We start from the raw sequence: 20,350 nt of genomic DNA on the forward strand, positions 1-20,350 counted from the left end.
GTGCTTTTTATAGGCAATCATGCAAATGTTTTTGAATTACCTCTTGTGTTAGTTGAATAACTTGCTAAAATACGCGACATCAAAACGATACGGGTCGTTAGCTCAGTTGGTAGAGCAGCGGACTTTTAATCCGTTGGTCCCGCGTTCGAGTCGCGGACGACCCACCACTTATCTGTTTTGACCTATTTGGGTCGTTAGCTCAGCTGGTAGAGCAGCGGACTTTTAATCCGTTGGTCCCGCGTTCGAATCGCGGACGACCCACCAAATTCTAAAAAGCCTCTCAGTTCGAGAGGCTTTTTTTATTGTTATCGTATTTTAGTTTCATGACTAAAAGATGACGATGCATTTCTTATATAAAACCTCTTTAACCCATTCCATAAAAATTTCTAACCGTTTAGGAATATAACTTCGGTTCGGATATAAAATATTAAGTGGCAATGACTGAGCAGTATAAGCACTTAGGACTTCAATCAGAGTTCCTTGCTCAATTTTATCCTGAACATCATAGTAAGGTAGTTGAATAATCCCTAAACCGGCACAAGCCGCAGCAATATAAGCTTCTGTATTATTCACACTCAAGGCACTGTCCATCATCACTGTTCCATCTTGATATAAAAATACACCCTGTTTTTCCCCTACCGCTCCTGCGTAGTTAATGAGTTTGTGTTGAGATAGATCTTCTAATTGTTCAGGAATACCATAATGTTCCAGATAATCGAGACTTGCACAGTTCACCATAATCAAGTTGCCAACGAACTTCGCGATCAAACTACTATTCTCTAGCTGCCCCACCCGAACAACACAATCAATCCCTTTCTCGATCAAGTCAGTGATGTCATCAGAGCTATTCAGTTGTAAATGGATATCTGGATAGCGGCTATAAAAATCGGGAAGTTCTGGAATAATGACTTGATGCACGATTCGGCTGGGCATTGAAATTTTTAGTGTGCCACGGTAATGCTGCTTTTGCGCCTGTATGAGTTGTTCTAATTGCTCATAATCAAATAATAGATTTTGACATTCGGGCAATATCCTTTGCCCATCTTGTGTAAGGCTTACTTTACGGGTGGTTCGATGAAATAACCGAACACCATAGTGAGTTTCAAGTTGTTGAATAGCACTGGTCACTGTCGAGCGGGGTAAATCGAGCTGATTTGCCACTTCACTAAAGCTTTGTCGTTTAGCAACTTCTGTAAAAATAAAAAACTGCTGCAACCGATCCATTTAATTGTTCGTATTTTCTGAATAGTAAAACCAAACTAGCATAATTGATCAAAAATTACCGCCAATCTAGACTAAAAAAACATTAGAACAAGTCATCATAGGAACAATCATCATGGCAACTCATACTCTTAAAGATAAAGTTGTACTGATTACAGGCGGTGCAAAAAACTTAGGTGGACTCATTAGCCGTAAATTTGCAGAACAAGGTGCAAAAATCGCAATTCACTACAATAGTTCGGAAACTCAAGCTGATGCAGAGCAGACGCTCGCAGATGTAACAGCTTTAGGCGTAGATGCCGTTTTAATTCAGGCAGACTTAACGCATATTGATAATATCGAAAAGCTCTTCTTAGACACCAAACAGCATTTTGGTGGAATTGATATTGCTATTAATACGGTTGGTAAGGTTTTGAAAAAATCCTTCTTGGAAACCACAGAACAAGAGTTTGATAGCATGAGCGATATCAACTCAAAAATTGCCTATTTCTTTATTCAATCCGCTGGTCGGCATTTAAATGACGGCGGAAAAATCTGCTCAATCGTTACTTCGCTTCTTGCAGCCTACACTGGGCTGTACTCAACCTATGAAGGCTTAAAAGCCCCTGTTGAGCATTACACCCGCGCTGCATCAAAAGAATTTGGAGACCGCCAAATTTCTGTGACTGCTGTTGCACCTGGACCTATGGATACACCGTTCTTTTATGGTCAGGAATCTGCCGAAGCAGTCGCTTACCATAAATCGGCTTCAGCTTTAGGTGGTCTTACCAAAATTGAAGATATTGAGCCATTAGTTCGCTTTTTGGTGACCGATGGTTGGTGGATTACGGGTCAAACTATTTTTGCAAATGGTGGTTATACCACTCGCTAAAATAAAAAAAGCCGCATCTGATGACGCGGCTTTTGCTTTGCTTAATTATAAAAATTCTTCAAGCACTGAGTTTAAGAAAATATGGCCTTGCTCAGTACAAGCTAAATGAGAAACATCATCTACCAGTAGTTTTCTAGCTCGTAGCGAAGTTAGCACATCATTTAGGCCATCCAAGCTTAAACCTGTACGCTGTTCATATAACTCAGCTTTGACACCATCATTTAAACGCAAAGCATTCATCATAAACTCAAATGGTAGCTCTTCTGCCTCAATCTTTTTCATTTGCAAATGTTCAGCTGGAACCTTGGCTAAATAGTCTTTTGGCAAACGAGTCTTTTGGAAACGGTACACACCATCTGGTCGTGTAACTTTGCCATGTGCACCTGCACCAATCGCAAGATAATCGCCAAATTCCCAATAATTTAAGTTGTGTGTTGAAGGCAACTCTTTACGCCATGCCGAAACTTCATAGTTTATAAAACCATTTGCCTTAAGGTATGCCTCACCCTGCTCTTGAATGTCTTCTAGCATTTCATCCTGCGGTAGAACAGGTTGGGTACGAAAGAAAACGGTATTCGGTTCAATGGTGAGTTGATACCAACTAATATGTGTTGCGCCACTTTCTACAGCTAACTGTAGATCGTAAAGCGCCTGTTCTAGCGTTTGTTCAGGTAAACCATGCATTAAGTCTACATTCACTCGCTTAAAGCCAGCCTGTTTTGCTTGTTGAATCGCTTCAATTGCATTATTTGCAGAATGAATACGTCCAAGCTTTTGCAAATGATTGGTATCAAAGCTCTGGACTCCAATAGACAAGCGGTTAATGCCTGCCTTTAAATATCCTGCAAACGGGTCATGCTCTACCGTTCCTGGATTTGCCTCTAAGGTAATTTCGCAGCCATCTTCAAACTTAAGCAATGACTTAAGCTCTGTAAATAACCATACATAACCTTGTGCCGAAATGAGTGAAGGTGTTCCACCGCCAATAAATACACTGTGAATCGAACGCCCCTGTGCCATCTCGAGTTGAGTTTCAAAGTCGGCTACCAACGCTTTTAAATAGGTTTGCTCGAGTTCTGAAGAAAGTGCACCGTCGGGTACGGCATGCGAGTTAAAATCACAATATGGGCATTTACGCACGCACCAAGGCATGTGGATATACAAAGATAGCGGAATAGAAGCAGGGTTTAAAACAGCCAAGGAACAGGTCCAATTTACACAATATTTCTATTTTAACATGACTGCATCAATGGGCTTATGAAAACATACCTTAATTGCTTTAGACTGTTTTTAAACATACTTAAATACTGATAAAAATGATGAAATTTTCTAGCCAATTTTTCCTATTTTTACCCTTAGCTCTGGGAATCGGCATTGCCATGGCTTTTCAAACTGCCATCAATACCCAACTCAGAGAACAGTTGCACACTCCCTTACAAGCAGCCCTCTTATCCTTTCTTGTAGGGACTATTGTTTTAGCAATTATGGTTTTCTTTCAAAGTGCCGAGAAGCCAACTTTAAGTGAAATATCAAATATTCCATGGATTCTATGGACTGGGGGATTCCTTGGGGTTTATGCAATTAGCATGAGCATTTATACTGCACCTAAACTTGGTTTTTTAACCTTTTCAGGTTTAGTCATTTTTGGGCAATTGCTCATTTCAATGTTGCTTGACCATTTTGGTTGGTTAGGTACAGAAAAGACACCTGTTACATGGCAACGGTTTCTTGGTGGAGTCATCATCTTCGTCGGTGTGCTACTCACTTTGCAGCGTTAGCTTCATTTTTATATTTATAAAGAGTACCTTTTGTGTCGAATGTCACATCTTTTCGGTCTGAACTAAAACAACTCTTCCACTTAATGCTACCGATTTTAATTACCCAATTTGCTCAAGCAGGCTTTGGATTAATTGACACTATTATGGCTGGGCATTTATCTGCAACCGATTTAGCAGCAATTGCTGTAGGGGTCGGTTTATGGGTTCCAATCATGCTCCTGTTCAGCGGCATTATGATTGCAACTACACCCTTGGTAGCCGAAGCAAAAGGCGCAAGAAATACAGAGCAGATCCCTGTCGTTGTTCGTCAGTCATTGTGGGTTGCCGTCATTTTAGGTGTACTGGCAATGCTCATTTTGCAGCTTATGCCGTTTTTCTTGCATGTGTTCGGTGTACCAGAGAGCTTACGACCTAAAGCAAGTCTATTCTTGCATGCAATTGGTTTGGGTATGCCAGCTGTAACCATGTACGCAGCGCTACGTGGCTATTCAGAAGCATTAGGCCATCCACGCCCTGTCACAGCTATTAGCATGTTAGCTTTAGTTGTATTGATCCCTCTTAACATGATTTTTATGCACGGATTAGGACCAATACCTGCATTAGGTAGCGCGGGCTGTGGTTTTGCAACATCCATTTTACAGTGGCTCATGTTGATTACATTAGCAGGCTATATTTATAAAGCTTCGGCTTATCAAAACACGTCTATTTTTGGCCGATTTGATAAAATTAATATGACTTTAGTTAAAAGAATTTTACAGCTTGGTCTACCAATCGGTTTAGCTGTGTTCTTTGAGATTAGTATTTTTAGTACAGGTGCATTGGTCCTTAGCCCACTTGGTGAAGTGTTTATTGCCGCACACCAAGTCGCAATTTCCGTTACCTCCGTGCTGTTTATGATTCCGCTTTCACTTGCGATTGCCTTAACCATCCGTGTCGGTACTTATTATGGTGAAAAGAACTGGGCTGCAATGTATCAGGTACAAAAGATTGGTCTGAGCACAGCAATATTTTTTGCCATATTAACCATGACTTTTATTGCTCTAGGCCGTGAACAAATTATCTCGATTTATACTCAAGACTTAAACGTAGCTCCTGTTGCGATGTATTTACTTTGGTTTGCAATGGCATATCAGTTGATGGATGCATTACAAGTAAGTGCCGCAGGCTGTTTAAGAGGTATGCAAGATACTCAAGCACCTATGTGGATTACGCTTATGGCATATTGGGTAATTGCTTTCCCTATAGGACTTTATTTGGCGCGTTATACCCATTGGGGCGTGGCTGGTGTGTGGCTGGGTTTGATTATTGGTTTAAGCATTGCTTGTGTTTTATTACTCTCACGGCTTTATTTAAATACCAAACGTTTAAGCCAAACCTAATAAAAAGAGCCGATAAAATATCGGCTCTTTTACACTATGCTGACTTTGCCCGTGGGCTTGCTCCAATTTGCCAGACAAAAGGCAAATCAGTACGGTTCACTTCCCAATCACCAATCACTTTTTCTTTATAGATAAGTGGATTATGTGAAGACACTGTTCGCGCATTACGCCAGAAACGGTCGAGTTGCTTGACCTGACTACTTGCTGAAGCGCCTAAAGCATTAAATAATTGGCTGGTTAAATCCAGTACCAAGTTAGAAATCACCACCTGCCCTTGTGCGGACTCAAGCTCAGCATCTACATTAAACTGATGTTCTTTCACCTCTAACTCACTAAAGTGACTTTCATAAGCCTTTTGTAATGCCTCCGCCGTTTTTAAGGTAATTGCCTGACTTGCGTAGGCTTGAGCAGAAGCTTTACCCACCACTTGTAAAACTTGTGGATCGTGACGAACCAGATCACCATTACCATGACTAAAAATACGTTTTCGCTCACGAATTTCTTGGCTAAAAGTTTCTACAGCTGCCTGCGCAATCCCGGTTAAGGTTGCAAGGTGTACGACCTGATAAAAAGCAGTCTGATATTTAAAACGCTGATCAAATGGAATGAGGTGCGAAGCTGGCAAATGAACCTGATGTACTTTTAAGGTGCCACTGCCCGTTGTCTTTTGACCAAAGCCATCCCAATCATCAATCACACTTACCCCTGTTTCATGGCGATAAATAGCAGCAATTACATGGCGGTCATTCACTTCATCATAAGCAAATAGGTCTATCCAGTCTGCAAAGATACTTCCAGTTGAATAATACTTTTCACCATTCACCACCAAGTTGCCCGAAGCATCTTTGGTTACTCGTGTAACGACGTCACCTATCTGTACATTTCCAACTTCGGTCCATGCGTTCCCGACCAAATCACCTTGTACAAAACGCTGAAACCAAACTTCCTGCGAATGCTCTTTATGGGCAACTAAACGGTCTTCAACAAAAGCGAAGTGTCCACGCAAAGCTTGCACAATATTCGAGTCTGCTTGTGCTAGCTCTGCTAAAAGCTGGAAAAGTTGCGGTAATGACACCCCATCTCCACCATACTTAACAGGTACACGTACCGCACCTAGTTTGAGTTCTTTTAACCACTGAATCGGTTCAAAAGGTAAGATTCGTTCTTTTTCTCGTTGAATTGCACCTTGAGCAATTTTTTCAAAAACTGGACGAAATCTGCTTGCTACCTTTTCATAATCAGCGCCTACGGACAGTTCTTCTAATTCAATTTGGGTAATTGTCATCTTTATTCTCCTAATCTTATTTTTTCTTCAATTTAACTCCATGCATGACGGGGCGGATGAACACCATTGAGGTAATAATTACCGACAATGTGATATTTCCAGCGCACCGGATCATGCAAGGTATGGGTACGTGCATTACGCCAATGGCGATCCAGATTAAGCTCAGATAAAGTGGAACGCGTTCCCGACAATTCAAAAAGCTTATTGGCAGCTAAAATTGCAACTTCTGTGGTGAGTACTTTTGCTTCGGCAACCAGTAAGGTGGCTTGGTTTACATGTTCTTCAGTCGTGTCGGCAATTGCCTGATCAATCGCATCTCCTGCCAAATCCAATACGGCTTCTGCTGCACGCAGTTTTATTTTTAAATCACCAATGTTCGCAATCGTATATGGATCATCACTGGCTTTTTCCAAACCTGAGTCGACCCATGCGCGGCTATGATTTTTGACATAGTGAATAGTTTCTTCAATTGCACCACGTGCAATACCTGCATCGACAGCAGCTTGAATAAACTGTGAAATTGCTCCCGCTGGTGTTGGTCGCTCGAAAGCTTGATAAATCGGAACTAAGTATTCTTCACGTACTGGAACCTGATTAAGTTCAACAGTGCCACTGGCTGTAGTTCGTTGCCCAAAACCAGACCAGTCATTAATAATATTCACCCCTGACGTTTCCCGAGGGACTAGTGCTGCATAAGGCTGCCCTTGTTCATTCACCGCGACAATCGGAATCCAATGTGCTAGTAAGGCACCAGTTGCAAAGAACTTCTTGCCATTAATTTCATAACCGTGCTCGGTCTTTCTCAATGTTGTAGTGAGATCTGCAACCGTTTTGCTATGTTTTTCCGAAAAGGCATTTCCAAAACGGATTCCTCTCAACACTAAATTAAAGAAGAACTGTTGTTGTTCTGGGCCTGCATCAAGACGTAAATGTTCAATAAAAGCCAAATGATTTTGAGGAAGCTGCGCAAGAGATGGGTCAACACTCGCAATTGTTTTGATGACCTCAGCCAAGGTTCGATATTTGACTTGTGCACCACCAAACTGCTTAGGAACTGTAATGGCCCATAAGCCACTTTGTGAGAACTGTTGAATTTCATCTAAGGGTAAACGGCGCTCTCTGTCTCGCTCTGATGCCTCTTGTGCAAACTCTTGGGCAAGTTGTTTTGCAACCTCAATTGCCTCTTCATCAGAACGAATAATATGCGCATCTTTCGACTGCTCAAATACAGATAAAGGAACCGCTTGAGATCGTCCATGGGCCGAATTTAAACTTGTCATCGCTTTTGTTATCTCTATATTTATTTAACCTGTCATTCACATTAGCACTAAAAAAATAGAGACCTTATAGATATTAAAGCTTTGTTTATGAAATGGATTTTCACAAGATTTTCATATTTTTTACTATAAAAATAACATTTTGTTTTTTGAAAATTTTCTTACATGAGATAAACAATTTCGTATAGGCTTTTTAAGCTTTGTCACCTATGATCAAAACTAGGCAATATTATGTTGTAGTCAATGAGGTATCGAAGATATGGCAAAGAATGCAAGTTCACCAGGCAAACGTTTTATGAAACTTGCAGGAATGACCGCGAGCATTGCAACGAAAACCGTTTCTAACTCGATTCGAAACTTGACAGCAGATGAAGAGCAAAAGCTGGCTTCAAAAACCAAATTATTTCAGGATATTGGTTTGCAAATTGCCGACACCTTAGGAGAAATGAAAGGTGCCGTCATGAAAGTCGGGCAAATTGCTTCGCAATATAAAGATATCTTCCCACCCGAAGTCGCTAAAGCAATTTCAAAGTTACAACGCCAAGCCCCAGCCATGCCTTTCGCCGCGATTCAACAGCAAATTGAACGAGAGCTTGGAAAACCGCTTAATGTGGCTTTTAAATCTTTTGATAGTGAACCTTTTGCTGCTGCATCGATTGGGCAAGTTCACAAAGCTACTCTGCCTAGTGGCGAACAAGTCGTGGTTAAAGTGCAATATCCGGGTGTTGATGAAGCCTGTGAAAGTGACTTAAAACAAGTACGTTTAGCCCTTCGCTTAATGGGTGTACTTAAAATTGATAAAAAGTTGCAGGATCAGCTTTTTGCAGAAATTCAGGATAGCCTTTCAGCAGAACTCAATTATGAAATTGAAGCTCAAAATCTTGAGGTCTTTAAAACATTCCATAGTCAGTTAGATGACAAAATTATCATTCCAACTGTTTATAAAGATTACTCTTCAAGACGTATTTTGACCCTAAGCCTCGAACAAGGTGACAGCATTGAAACTGCAAGTTCTTGGCCGCTCGAAATTCGAAATAAAATTGGAAACCGCCTAATACGTGCTTTAGGTCAGGAAATGTTCTTTTTAAAACGTTTTCACTGTGACCCTCACCCTGGAAATTTCGCTTTCCGCCAAGACGGTAGTGTAATTATTTATGACTATGGCAGTGTTAAAACACTTTCAAATAAAATCGTTCAGCACTTCAAGCGTTTAGTGAATGCAGCTCGCCATGAAAATATTGATCTGATTGAAACAGAGCTACTCGAACTACACTCCCTTGTTGAAAAAGGCAAGTTCCCAAGTGATCTGTATAAGCTATGGATTGAAGTGTTATTACGCCCGCTTAATACCACTTATGATTTTGCCGAGAACTCATCACATCATGATGGCATGTTGCTTGTGAAAAAATCTTTGAAGTATTGGGATGTCTTTAAACCTTCACCAGATACGCTGATGGTCAATAGAACCATTTCAGGACACTACTGGAACCTGATTCACTTAAAAGTACATGACAATCTCAGTGATTTATTTGAAGAACTGGTCCCGCCATCTAGCTAATTAAATTTTAAGTCAGTGTGACCTTTAGGGGTACATTGACTTTTTAATTGTTATGTTATAACATTTCTTTAATCAAAAATAATTTAGGACAATCTCTCATGCGTAAAGATATTCATCCTGCTTATCAACAAGTGTTATTTCATGATACCAATGCAGATGTGTACTTCTTAATTGGCAGTACTCTCCAGACGAAACAAACTAAAGAATATCAAGGTCAAGTCTATCCTTATGTCACCCTTGATATTTCAAGTGCATCACACCCTTTCTATACAGGTGAAGTACGTCAAGCAAGTAACGAAGGCCGTGTTGCAAGCTTTAATAAACGTTTCGCTCGCTTTAACCGTAAGAGTTAATCTTACGTTAAGGTTTGATCAATATACTTAAATCATTGGAAGCCTAAGACTATCTCCTCCACTTAGGCTTCTTTTTTTATGTCCGTTTTTTCGATCTTTTTATGTTGTGTATAAAAGAGAACTTATCCACAACTTATGTAAAAACTATTCTTATTTTTTTCCACAACTCATCAATTTTTTGTATTCGCCAAGCTTTCAAAGCTTCTATTCGATGCTATGCTTAAACTCTCTTTTGATAGGAAGTTTAAGATAATGGCACAAGAGTTACTTGCCCAATTACAAGCAGGCACAGCAAAATTTTCAGACGTTTTAGCTCATATTGAAGCACGCTACCAACATACTCCAACAGCTTTTCAAAATGGCGCACAGCATAACGCTGCTACTGAAAATCAAGGCAGTGCAAAAGTTTTCTCTTTTGCCAAATTACAAGATTTAGACCAAGCACAAACTTTAAGTTTATTTGCAGAACACTATGCATCTGTATTGGCTACACCAGAGGGAACTGACCACCAAAATATCCGTCAGTTTATGCAAAATGGTTGGGATGGTGTGAAGTTTGAAGGTCAGGCTTTAGCTGAAAAATAATAGATTAAAATAATAGAAGCGTCTTAATTTTTATTATTAGCACTGCCCTAGATGGAAGTGATATCCAAATAATGGATTGTATAGGCTAACCTTACTTTTCAAGGATGAAAAGTAACAAAAATCCTTTGTTACGCTGATGCTACATCCATGTAGCACAGCGAAACGACGGCATCCATGCCGTCTGTCACGATAGCAAATGGCTAATTATTAATTAAACTATTTGATTAATCTCTTATATTCGATACTCGACAACGTCATTCGCAGCCTGCGTGGTTTCAATAAAAGATAGTTTTTGCAAAGCATAAGATAAGTGCATACAGTGAACAGGTTCTGTGAATGACAGATGCCTTTGGTTACTTTGGGCGAAACCAAAGTAACATTATTAGCTACTTTCATTAGATAACTCAACGGTAGAACTCCGCCGCGAAAACCTAATAAATTATGACTATGGCTACATCCGAACAGTCAAAAATCAATGCCCTGCTACCCAATAATAAGTCGCTAACCCCAAACACGTAAAAATTAACGACCCAATTAAATGAATAGAAATCCCCAACATCGCCATTCCCAATTTACCACTTTGCAACAAAGTGACGATCTCAATCGAGAATGTTGAAAAGGTGGTTAAAGCACCACAAAAACCAGTAATCACAAAAAGTTTATAGTTTGGACTTAAATCACTATGAGCAAAGTAAGCAATCGCAAAACCAATAATAAACCCACCCACTAAATTAACGGTGACAGTACCCAATGGAATTTGCGGATAGATCGGATTGAGTTTTAAGCCTAAAAACCAACGTAACCACGCCCCTAGAACGGAGCCTAAAGCAATTGAAATTAGAGAGTAATACATAGGACCACCCCTTTAGATAGACGCTAAAAGAGTAAAAAAACATGAAGGTAAATGTGACATGGCGTACTCCAAAAATAAGCAAAGTACGCAATAACCTACGTACCCAGCGATATAAATACATGAGGGTAACGTAGGCATCATTAGCCAATACGGCGGTTTTTCAAGGGAAGAATGCCATCTCCCTATTTTGATTATATTAGTCCATCTAAAAGTTGATTGAAATATACTTTTTTAAATCATGGACGTTCAGCATACTGCGGCAAATCATCCAGAATACAATCCCACTCTGCTTTTGAAGCAGCAAAAAGATGTAATGTCGGTTTTTGATCTAATAGTGTATCAAGAGTACCAATTCTTAAACGATATAGTTCAGGCTGTCCATCACGCGAGCTAATCAAAGGTGAACCACATTCACTACAGAACCAACGATACACACCTTCCACAGCAAATTTTTTGACTAATTCTTCGCCTTGGGTAATTTTAAAATCTGCACTTTTAACAGGAGCATTCGTGGCAAATGCTGTTCCATTGGCTTTTCGGCATCGTTGGCAGTGGCACTGAATAATATCTCCGATATCGCCTTTAATTTCATAGCGAATACCTTGGCATAAACAACTTCCCTGATAGACTGGTGATGCTTGAGACATGTGATCGCAACTCCTATTATTATTGATCGCTCAAAAATAACACTTTTCACCTATCAAACATAGCGCCAAATGAAGCACTTATCGCTCCAAGAATGAACGCACACCGTCTCCCGCGGCTCGCCCTGTGGCAAAGCATGCTGTAAGCAAATAACCACCTGTAGGTGCATCCCAATCCAGCATTTCACCGCAGCAAAACACCCCTGATATTTCTTTGAGATTTAAACTTTCGGACAGTGCTTCTTGCTTAATGCCTCCTGCACAACTAATCGCTTCTTCGATAGGTCTAAAGCCCTCTAACTTAATTTGAAGCGCTTTGATTTGCTGAGCCATAGCGTCTGGTTGGTTCCATAGCGCTTTATCAACCACTTCTCTGATTAAGTTAATCTTGGCTGTGTCTAAGCCTGCTTTACGCCAGATATTAGTCAGAGATTGTTTCTTACCACCCTGTAATTTTTTAATTAACTGTGACAACTCTACATCAGGCAATAAATCTAAAAATAGATTTAAGCTTTGCCCTTGTTTTTGCTGTTCTCGTAAGGCACGCCCGAGTTTATAAATAACCCCACTTTCTAAACCATAGTGAGTAATTACAATATCGCCATGTGTAATTTGGCTAGGATCGACCCATGCATGGACGCGTTTTAAGGGCTCACCAAAACAACTTTCCATAAAAGTAGACCAAACATGCAACACCCCTGCATTGCTTGGCTGAAAAGGCTCAATACTAGATTGATGAATCCATTGCTGCCATGCACCATCACTACCTAACTGTGACCACGACACAGCCCCACATGCCAATACCACAGCATCATATTGCTGGGTAAAAGTTTCAGTGTTTTGATTATTCTGATTTTGCAAAGTCACTGTTGTACCTAGCAAATCAATACAACGGTGACGATAAAAGAATTTAACCTGCTGTTCTGCCAAGCGTTTTAGCCAAGCACGTAATAGAGGTGCAGCTTTCATTTCGACAGGAAAAATACGACCAGAGCTGCCCACATAAGACTCAACTCCAAGACTTTTCATCCAGTCTTGAATCCAGACGGCATCCCACTTTTCAATCCAAGGTTTTAGCCATTCTGAACGGTCGTAACGCTCAATAAACTGTGCTAATGGTTCAGCGTGTGAAATATTTAACCCAGTTTTACCCGCCATAAGAAACTTACGCGCAGCTGAAGGCTTTTGTTCATACACATCAATATCATAAGCATATTGGCTTAATACTTCAGCAGCCATAAGACCTGCTGGGCCTGCCCCAATAATGGCAACCCGCTTATTCGCCATGTGTTTGCCCTTGCAGCGGCGCAAAATCATCAAAACGTGTGCTGTAGCCTTCAGGCTTGGTCATAATGAGTTGCTGACAAAGCTCGCCACGCTCTAAATACTTAATTTCAAAATGAGTACGTGCAGAGGTTTGGGCAATTTTTTCTTTTTGATAAGGCAGCTTCCACACATCAATTAACTGCTGTTCTGCTTCTTCAATATATTCAGGGATATTACTTGCCAATGTAATGGTTCCACCTGTTTGCAAGCGTGAGATTAAGAACTCAAAAAATGGCATATTCAACCAGCGCTGTGCCGGATTATGTGGTTCTGGGTTTGGATAGAGTATAAAGAAATGTTCAACTTGAGCAGGGTGTAGAGCGTGTACAACCCAAGGTAAAGCATCTGCATGTACAGGTACCAAATTATCTCTTGGTTCCAAACTATGCTGTTTTTGCATTGCCAAGAATTTTTCTCGGGTTCGTTCAATTGCATATAACGTATGCTGTGGCTGTTGCCCGCTAAAGAGCAAAGCATGTTTACCCTTGCCAGCACCAATTTCAACACAAATCGGTGTATTTTCAATTGGGGTAAAATCACGAGGCGCTTGCATACGTTGTGCTTGAAATTGACGAATCGGCATAATCACATCAAACTAAATAAAAATCGGCATAAGTCTAACAACTCACCTGACTTTTGCCTAATCTATTTCTCTTCACTTTGAGGATATCGCTATATGCCACGTACATTTCCCTGCCCACGTTGTGGTGGACCAAGTGTTTGGGAAGGTAATGAGTTTCGTCCGTTTTGCTCAGAACGCTGTAAATTAATTGATTTAGGAGCTTGGGCAAACGATGAATATAAATTGCCTACCCAAGATGCTCCTCAGCAAAACAAGGGTAGTCAAAATGAAGATGATTATGAGGATTAACCTGCTTTACCAGCGACAAACGGGTTAAATTGTTTTTCATAGCCAATGGTACTCATCGGGCCATGTCCAGAAATAAACTGAGTATCATCTGGCAAACTAAAACATTCACGTTTAATCGATTCAATTAACTGATCATGATTGCCACGCGGGAAGTCTGTTCGCCCAATCGAACCTTTAAATAGAACATCGCCCGTCCAAAGTAAGCCATGATTTTTATTATAGAAAACAACATGTCCTGGTGTATGCCCCGGTGCAAAGCGCACCTCAAACTCATCTTCACCAAGTTTTAGCACTTCGCCACCTTCAAGCCATTGATCGACTTTAACAGGCTGCGGAATTGGGAAGCCATACCGTGCTGAAACTTCCTGAATCATGTCTAACCAGAATTGATCTTCTTTATGTGGACCAATAACTGGAACGCTCCATTCTTTAGCAAGCTCACCCACCGCTCCAGCATGATCTAAATGCCCATGAGTCAGCCACAGGGCCTTCACTTTTAAACCTAAAGCTTCAACTTCTTTTTTCAAAACAGCAGCGTCACCACCAGCATCAATCAAAACCGCTTCTTTCGTTTCACTATCCCAAACAAGGGAACAATTTTGGGCAAATGCAGTAACGGGAACAATTTTGACTTGCAGCATAAAAACCTCTGGCTAAAACACAATTAACGGTGGGCTAAGGTATGGGTAAGGGCATCAAGATTAGCCTGAACTAAACCGGCAAGCAAATCAATATGAGCCTGATCGCTATTTAAAGCCGGAATATAAGCATAGCTTCCACCGCCTGCCTGTTGAAATAGTTCAGCATTTTGAATCGCTAACTCTTCAAGCGTTTCTAGACAATCGGCAGAAAAAGCAGGACTTAACACCTGAATGGACTTAATACCTTGCTGCGCCCAATCTTGTAGCAGCTGATCGGTATAAGGTTTCACCCATTCTTGTTTTCCAAAACGTGACTGGAAGCTAATTGCCCATTCATCATCATTTAAATGCAAAGCTTCAGCGACTAGCTGTGCTGTGATGCGACAACGGTCTGCGTAAGGGTCACCTTTGTCTGCATATGGCTGTGGAATTCCATGAAATGACATCAATAGTTTTTCAGGTTTGCCATGCTGCTCTTGGTAGGCTAAAACACTCTCTGCCAATGCCTGAATAAACATGGGATGCTGATAATAGTCTTTAATAATCGTCAGCCCCGGCAAATTCCGCTGAGTTGGAATCCACTTGGCAAACGCGTCGTATAACGGTGCTGTAGACGTTGCGGAATACTGAGGAAACAAAGGCAATAAAATGACATGCTCTTGCGGATTAGTTGCTAGTTTTTCTAAAACTGCATCAATCCCCGGATTTCCATAAGTCATTGCAGGTAAAACAGTTAAATCAAACTGTTTATTTTCACGCTCTAAATAAGCCTGCACACGTTGAGTTTGCTCAAACACAATTTCACGCATTGGCGAATCTGCGGACCATACCGAAGCATAGGCATGCGCCACTCTTTTCGGGCGAAAAGGCAAAACAAACAGATTTAAAATTATCCACCAGATCAGTTTCGGTATTTCAATCACGCGTGAATCAGATAAAAACTGTTTTAAAAAACGGCGCACCGCAGGCACAGTCGCCTCATCTGGTGTGCCTAAATTCGCTAAAATGACAGTAACTTTCGGTTTTTGTTCAAACGACATGTGTAAATGCCTTTCAGTTCATCTTATGACACTAATGTAACAGTTTTCATTGTCATATATAAATTGAATCGCTCTAAGCTTTTAATCGAACGCCCCGATGATTCCATTTATAGCTCAGCAATATCTTTTGAGCTTTAGTGGTTAGTTTCCATAGGCCATATGATTGTTCAGTTTGAGTTGGAACAATCCAGCCTTGGGATTGCATTTGATTTTTAATTCGAAACAGTGCCTTGTGATTAATCTGTGCACAGGCCACCGCATGTGCTCGTGGTAATTCCTGACGAGCATCTTCTAAGCCAGCCTGATTTAAATATTCATTCAGACAAGCTGCAAAATTCTCTTCTGGCATCGCTGTTTCAAAGCGCTTTGCCAGCACGCTTAACAACTGAGACCACGTCATTTGCCGCTGTCGTTTAAGCTCCTTAAAGTTGCCATCCTGAAATGCTTGAATCTGATATTCAAATGCAAAAATATCTTGCGGTGCAACTTCGTTTAACTGTGTAGATGGCTCGGTTAGTCGCTGTTCTAACTGTAAAATTTTACTTCTTAATAGCTTAATTTCATCTTGTAACTGTTGAGCTTGATGTGCAGGAACCCAGCCTTGTCCCCCATATTGCTCAATCATTAAAGGGATATTTAAACGAACAGCCAATTCCAGTTCACGTGGAGTTTTAAAGTAAAAAATATGCTCTGCTTCGTGTAATAATTTTTTTCTAAATGCGAGAAATTTATCTTTAAGTTGTGGATGTGTTTCTTGTAAATCTATTTCACGATTTTCTGGCTGCTCATGCATGAACACAATAATAGGTTTCGCCTGACTTAACGCATATTCATATTCTAAAGACAGATAACTCACACCAGAAATCGCTTGTTCTCCATACTGGCTGCCTAAAAGTAGGATTACATAATCACATTCATCAATCTGTCGACGTGCAAGTGTAGTGGTTAAAGGTGTTCGATGCTCTAATCCCCAAGCAAAGAAACCCATCCCCACCAAAGTTTGAGACAAAACCATTCGCTCTGGCTGCATATCGCGGCCAGACGTTGAAATAAAAATCTGATAGCGTGTATCGAGCATAACAATACCCTTTCGCTCCATGACCTGTACTTGACTTAATATCAGCCAAGATCATGAACCGCCCCAAATAAAATAATAAATCTAAAAAACACTACTTTCTAAACGATGCCAAAAAACTAGTTCAGATTATGCAGTGTCCAAGTTAACTCTTGTGGAATCATATGTTGTAAAACAGGTTGCAGTGCCTCAGCATTATTTCCGCTGACATAACATTCAATACGTGCAACATTCTGACCTATTTGGTCACATAATAACGCATTTTTTATTAAAATACGGGCTGTTTGTCGGGCTACTGCTAATCCGGAATCAACCAGTGTGAATTGGTTATCAAAAAGATGATGAATTGCTTCATTTAAGAAAGGATAATGAGTACAACCGAGCACTAAATAATCTGCACCTTGCTCAGCGGCAGGCTGTAAAACCTCTTTTAATGCATTTAAACATACCTCCCCCATTTGCTGCCCTGCTTCCACACAAGGAACAAGTTCGAGATTGGTTAAAGTCATCACTTTAACACCTGCTGGAACAGCAAACTTTTCAACAACATCTTTAATGAGTTGTCCTCGAAAAGTAGCAGGTGTCGCCAATACAGCAACCACTTTAGAGCGTGTTTGCAATACGGCAGGTTTTAATGCTGGAACTAACCCAACAATTGGAAAGTGTTCACCATAATGCTCGCGTAAATGATCAAGACTAAATGCTGAAGCAGTATTGCATGCTACAACCGCAATTTTGCAACCCTGACGGTATAACCAATCGACAGCACGAGCAGTGAGTTCCCTAATTTCGTCATCGGAACGTGGGCCATAAGGAACATAGGCAGTATCGGCATAATACACAATACGTTCGTTTGGCAAATATCTGGCAATTTCTGCTGCAACTGACATTCCTCCAATTCCCGAATCAAAAATACCAATTGGAGCATCCGCAGATGCGTTAGGCATAGGTTCTAGATCGGTAAATAGAGGTTGTATGGCTGTCATGGCTGTACTGAAGTGTCGGAAATTTTCACTTCCTAAAGCTTAAACCTCAAGTGCCTAATTGCAAGAGCAAATTACCACTTTTTAACTCTAAAATGGTTTCACCATTATCATTTTCAATCAGTGTTCCATAGTTCACTAAATGATAAAAAGACTGGCGTTGAATAAGGGCATTAATTCCAAAACGCACATGCACATAAGGACGCAATTCTCCGTCATATTCACGCATAAAAATTGGATGTTCAGCATCGACCAAAATCACATCTTGATTCGTCGTAGTCAGTTGTAAAAACTGATCACCTGAAATTTCAACCTGATCTACCTGATTGACTAATAAAGGTTCATCTTCGACCTCAATTTCAATTTGTTCTACGGGGGTTTTCAGGTAGAATTTACCCTCTTCTTTCCATAGGACTTTGGTAAATAGATCTAATAGGGCTTGGCGCTTAATCAATTGACCTTCGTGCCACCATTCTCCATTGGCTTTAACCGTCAAATCCATTTTGCCGCAATGCTTTGGATGCCACTGCTCTAAAGGTGGAATTGACCTTTTGTGACTTTGCTGTACACCTTTTAAGTATTGTGCAATGTTCATTAAGTTTTTATCATCAGATAACGGTATTTTTCCCATATCCGATGGGGAATTATTTTGATTTACCATAGTTTATGCCTTGCTGACGAAAAAATATGACGACTCAGCCAATTGGCTAGATCATGGTTTAAAACTATACTAGCCAAAACGATAAAAGGCACAATAGCATATTTGCGCCTATGGATTAAAACACTCACGGCAGCACCGAATTTCTGAATATGACGGTTGCCACCTTTAAGTATTGAGGAGTCCTACATGGAACACATCGAACGTGAATCGATGGAGTTTGACGTTGTCATCGTAGGTGCAGGACCTGCAGGTCTATCTGCTGCGATTAAGATCCGTCAATTAGCGATTGAAAATAACTTACCCGATCTTTCTGTTTGTGTAGTTGAAAAAGGCTCTGAAGTAGGTGCGCATATCTTGTCTGGTGCTGTGCTTGAGCCACGTGCCATCAACGAACTTTTCCCGAACTGGAAGGAAGAAGGTGCGCCTTTAAACGTACCTGTAACTGAAGACAAGACTTTCTTCTTGTTATCAGACACCACATCTAAAGAAGTGCCTCACTGGATGGTTCCTAAAACCATGCATAACGATGGCAACTATGTTATCTCTTTAGGTAACGTGGTTCGCTGGTTAGGCCAAAAAGCTGAAGAATTAGAAGTATCTATCTTCCCTGGCTTTGCTGCATCTGAAGTGCTTTACCACGAAGACGGTACTGTAAAAGGTATTCAAACTGGTGACATGGGTATTGGTAAAGATGGTGAACCAACGCATAACTTTACACCAGGCTATGAACTTCACGCTAAATACACCCTCTTTGCTGAAGGTTGCCGTGGTCACTTAGGTAAGCGCCTGATTGCTAAATATAACCTCGATAAAAATGTTGATCCTCAGCACTACGGTATCGGGATTAAAGAGCTTTGGGAAATCGACCCTGCAAAACATAAACCGGGCTTAGTCATGCACGGTGCAGGCTGGCCATTGGCTGAAACAGCTTCTTCAGGTGGCTGGTGGTTATATCATGCTGAAAATAACCAAGTAACTTTGGGTATGATCGTAGACCTGTCTTATGAAAATCCACACATGTATCCATTTATGGAAATGCAGCGCTGGAAAACTCACCCACTGATTAAACAGTTTTTAGAAGGTGGGAAGCGTATTTCTTACGGCGCACGTGCTGTAGTGAAAGGCGGTTTCAACTCATTGCCTAAATTGACTTTCCCAGGCGGTTGCTTGATTGGTGATGATGCAGGTTTCTTAAACTTTGCAAAAATCAAAGGTTCACACACTGCCATGAAATCAGGCATGTTATGTGGTGAAGCTGTTTTTGAAGCCATTGCTGCCGGTGTAGAAAAAGGCGGTGACCTTGCCATTGCACGTGTTACCGAAGGCGAAGATTTATTCACTAAAGAATTAACGTCATACACTGACAAATTTAACAACAGCTGGTTAAAAGAAGAGCTTTACAACTCTCGTAACTTTGGTCCAGCAATGCATAAATTCGGTCAGTGGATTGGTGGTGCATTTAACTTTATCGACCAGAATGTCTTTAAAGTTCCATTTACTTTGCATGATTTGAAGCAAGACTTCGCTGCATTGAAAACGGCTGATGCAACCAGCTTCAAGCCAAACTATCCAAAACCAGATGGCAAGTTGACTTTTGACCGCTTATCTTCTGTGTTTATTTCAAACACGGTTCATGAAGAAAACCAGCCAGCTCACTTGAAGCTGACTGATGCTTCAATTCCAGTGAATGTGAACTTACCGAAATGGGATGAGCCTGCACAGCGCTACTGCCCAGCTGGTGTTTACGAAATCATGGAAGATAATGATGGCTCTAAACGCTTCCAGATTAACGCAGCGAACTGTGTTCACTGTAAGACCTGTGATATTAAAGACCCATCTCAAAACATCACATGGGTAACACCTGAAGGTGGTGGTGGTCCGAATTACCCTAATATGTAATTCCTTGCGACACGGCAAAGCGTTGCTTTGCTAGCCGTGTCTCATACCCG

General features: G+C 40.8%; 21 protein-coding genes, 2 tRNA genes and 1 riboswitch. Of the genes, 10 read left to right on the forward strand and 13 right to left on the reverse strand.

Annotated features, from left to right (window positions below; genetic code table 11):
- Positions 1-91 precede the first annotated feature (91 nt).
- Both MKL38_RS09070 and MKL38_RS09075 read left to right on the forward strand, forming a co-directional pair.
- Positions 92-167 (forward strand) — tRNA-Lys (locus MKL38_RS09070).
- A 21-nt stretch (positions 168-188) separates the two neighbouring features.
- Positions 189-264 (forward strand) — tRNA-Lys (locus MKL38_RS09075).
- Positions 265-327: 63 nt separating this feature from the next.
- Here MKL38_RS09075 and MKL38_RS09080 read toward each other — a convergent pair.
- Positions 328-1,224, reverse strand: a complete 897-nt coding sequence (locus MKL38_RS09080) for a LysR family transcriptional regulator (RefSeq protein ID WP_270903096.1) — start codon at positions 1,222-1,224, stop codon at positions 328-330.
- Positions 1,225-1,336: 112 nt separating this feature from the next.
- Between MKL38_RS09080 and MKL38_RS09085 the strand changes: the two genes are divergently transcribed.
- Positions 1,337-2,092 carry an SDR family oxidoreductase gene (locus MKL38_RS09085; protein ID WP_003654681.1) on the forward strand — a complete coding sequence of 252 codons (756 nt, stop codon included), beginning with the start codon at positions 1,337-1,339 and terminating at the stop codon, positions 2,090-2,092.
- Between the two features lie 45 nt (positions 2,093-2,137).
- On the opposite strand, the gene hemW is transcribed toward MKL38_RS09085, so the two are convergent.
- Entirely contained in the window at positions 2,138-3,292 is a 1,155-nt protein-coding gene (gene hemW / locus MKL38_RS09090) for a radical SAM family heme chaperone HemW (protein WP_270903097.1), read from the reverse strand.
- 116 nt (positions 3,293-3,408) lie between these two features.
- Here hemW and MKL38_RS09095 point away from each other — a divergent pair, with 116 nt between their 5' ends.
- Both MKL38_RS09095 and abeM read left to right on the forward strand, forming a co-directional pair.
- Positions 3,409-3,870: a DMT family transporter gene (locus tag MKL38_RS09095; protein WP_005037083.1), complete on the forward strand. Its 462-nt coding sequence runs from the start codon at positions 3,409-3,411 to the stop codon at positions 3,868-3,870.
- Between the two features lie 32 nt (positions 3,871-3,902).
- Positions 3,903-5,249: a multidrug efflux MATE transporter AbeM gene (gene abeM, locus MKL38_RS09100; protein WP_270903098.1), complete on the forward strand. Its 1,347-nt coding sequence runs from the start codon at positions 3,903-3,905 to the stop codon at positions 5,247-5,249.
- 34 nt (positions 5,250-5,283) lie between these two features.
- Here abeM and MKL38_RS09105 read toward each other — a convergent pair whose 3' ends face one another.
- Together MKL38_RS09105 and MKL38_RS09110 are read right to left on the reverse strand one after the other, a co-directional pair.
- A complete protein-coding gene (locus MKL38_RS09105) occupies positions 5,284-6,534 on the reverse strand; it encodes an acyl-CoA dehydrogenase family protein (RefSeq protein ID WP_003654675.1) in 1,251 nt (416 codons plus the stop codon).
- Between the two features lie 32 nt (positions 6,535-6,566).
- A complete protein-coding gene (locus MKL38_RS09110) occupies positions 6,567-7,814 on the reverse strand; it encodes an SfnB family sulfur acquisition oxidoreductase (RefSeq protein WP_151743549.1) in 1,248 nt (415 codons plus the stop codon).
- 256 nt (positions 7,815-8,070) lie between these two features.
- Here MKL38_RS09110 and MKL38_RS09115 point away from each other — a divergent pair, with 256 nt between their 5' ends.
- From MKL38_RS09115 to MKL38_RS09125, 3 genes are all read left to right on the forward strand, one after another.
- The gene (locus MKL38_RS09115) at positions 8,071-9,369 is read left to right on the forward strand and encodes an ABC1 kinase family protein (protein ID WP_270903099.1); all 1,299 of its coding nucleotides are present in this window, start codon (positions 8,071-8,073) and stop codon (positions 9,367-9,369) included.
- 98 nt (positions 9,370-9,467) lie between these two features.
- A complete protein-coding gene (locus MKL38_RS09120) occupies positions 9,468-9,722 on the forward strand; it encodes a type B 50S ribosomal protein L31 (RefSeq protein ID WP_003654672.1) in 255 nt (84 codons plus the stop codon).
- Positions 9,723-9,974: 252 nt separating this feature from the next.
- Positions 9,975-10,307 (forward strand): HopJ type III effector protein, encoded by a 333-nt coding sequence (locus MKL38_RS09125; protein WP_004640939.1) that lies wholly within the window; start codon positions 9,975-9,977, stop codon positions 10,305-10,307.
- 472 nt (positions 10,308-10,779) lie between these two features.
- On the opposite strand, the gene crcB is transcribed toward MKL38_RS09125, so the two are convergent.
- From crcB to MKL38_RS09145, 4 genes are all read right to left on the reverse strand, one after another.
- Positions 10,780-11,160, reverse strand: a complete 381-nt coding sequence (gene crcB / locus MKL38_RS09130; protein WP_270903100.1) for a fluoride efflux transporter CrcB — start codon at positions 11,158-11,160, stop codon at positions 10,780-10,782.
- A gap of 124 nt (positions 11,161-11,284) precedes the next feature.
- Positions 11,285-11,351: riboswitch (Fluoride riboswitch) on the reverse strand.
- Between the two features lie 45 nt (positions 11,352-11,396).
- Positions 11,397-11,807, reverse strand: coding sequence for a GFA family protein (locus MKL38_RS09135; RefSeq protein ID WP_004640936.1), 411 nt, complete (start codon positions 11,805-11,807; stop codon positions 11,397-11,399).
- A 78-nt stretch (positions 11,808-11,885) separates the two neighbouring features.
- Complete coding sequence (locus MKL38_RS09140) at positions 11,886-13,091, reverse strand: TIGR03862 family flavoprotein (RefSeq protein WP_270903101.1); 1,206 nt, start codon at positions 13,089-13,091, stop codon at positions 11,886-11,888.
- Entirely contained in the window at positions 13,081-13,719 is a 639-nt protein-coding gene (locus tag MKL38_RS09145) for an SAM-dependent methyltransferase (RefSeq protein WP_270903102.1), read from the reverse strand. Before MKL38_RS09145 ends, MKL38_RS09140 begins: the two co-directional genes overlap by 11 nt.
- An 87-nt stretch (positions 13,720-13,806) precedes the next feature.
- On the opposite strand from MKL38_RS09145, the gene MKL38_RS09150 reads away from it, so the two are divergent.
- Complete coding sequence (locus MKL38_RS09150) at positions 13,807-14,001, forward strand: DNA gyrase inhibitor YacG (RefSeq protein ID WP_003654666.1); 195 nt, start codon at positions 13,807-13,809, stop codon at positions 13,999-14,001.
- On the opposite strand, the gene MKL38_RS09155 is transcribed toward MKL38_RS09150, so the two are convergent.
- From MKL38_RS09155 to MKL38_RS09175, 5 genes are all read right to left on the reverse strand, one after another.
- Positions 13,998-14,642 (reverse strand): MBL fold metallo-hydrolase, encoded by a 645-nt coding sequence (locus MKL38_RS09155; RefSeq protein WP_005045031.1) that lies wholly within the window; start codon positions 14,640-14,642, stop codon positions 13,998-14,000. The two genes, MKL38_RS09150 and MKL38_RS09155, sit on opposite strands and share 4 nt — an antisense overlap.
- Before the next feature lie 23 nt (positions 14,643-14,665).
- Positions 14,666-15,682, reverse strand: a complete 1,017-nt coding sequence (gene hemH, locus MKL38_RS09160; RefSeq protein ID WP_270903103.1) for a ferrochelatase — start codon at positions 15,680-15,682, stop codon at positions 14,666-14,668.
- A 73-nt stretch (positions 15,683-15,755) separates the two neighbouring features.
- Positions 15,756-16,760 (reverse strand): DUF4062 domain-containing protein, encoded by a 1,005-nt coding sequence (locus MKL38_RS09165; RefSeq protein ID WP_270903104.1) that lies wholly within the window; start codon positions 16,758-16,760, stop codon positions 15,756-15,758.
- A 116-nt stretch (positions 16,761-16,876) separates the two neighbouring features.
- Positions 16,877-17,743: a glutamate racemase gene (gene murI / locus MKL38_RS09170; RefSeq protein ID WP_270903105.1), complete on the reverse strand. Its 867-nt coding sequence runs from the start codon at positions 17,741-17,743 to the stop codon at positions 16,877-16,879.
- 46 nt (positions 17,744-17,789) lie between these two features.
- Positions 17,790-18,401, reverse strand: coding sequence for a DUF1285 domain-containing protein (locus MKL38_RS09175; protein ID WP_132070979.1), 612 nt, complete (start codon positions 18,399-18,401; stop codon positions 17,790-17,792).
- A gap of 186 nt (positions 18,402-18,587) precedes the next feature.
- On the opposite strand from MKL38_RS09175, the gene MKL38_RS09180 reads away from it, so the two are divergent.
- On the forward strand, positions 18,588-20,300 hold the full coding sequence (locus MKL38_RS09180) for an electron transfer flavoprotein-ubiquinone oxidoreductase (RefSeq protein WP_270903106.1): 1,713 nt from the start codon (positions 18,588-18,590) through the stop codon (positions 20,298-20,300).
- Positions 20,301-20,350 lie beyond the last annotated feature (50 nt).

The organism is Acinetobacter sp. AOR14_HL (assembly GCF_027855175.1).
Classification (GTDB): Bacteria; Pseudomonadota; Gammaproteobacteria; order Pseudomonadales; family Moraxellaceae; genus Acinetobacter; species Acinetobacter calcoaceticus.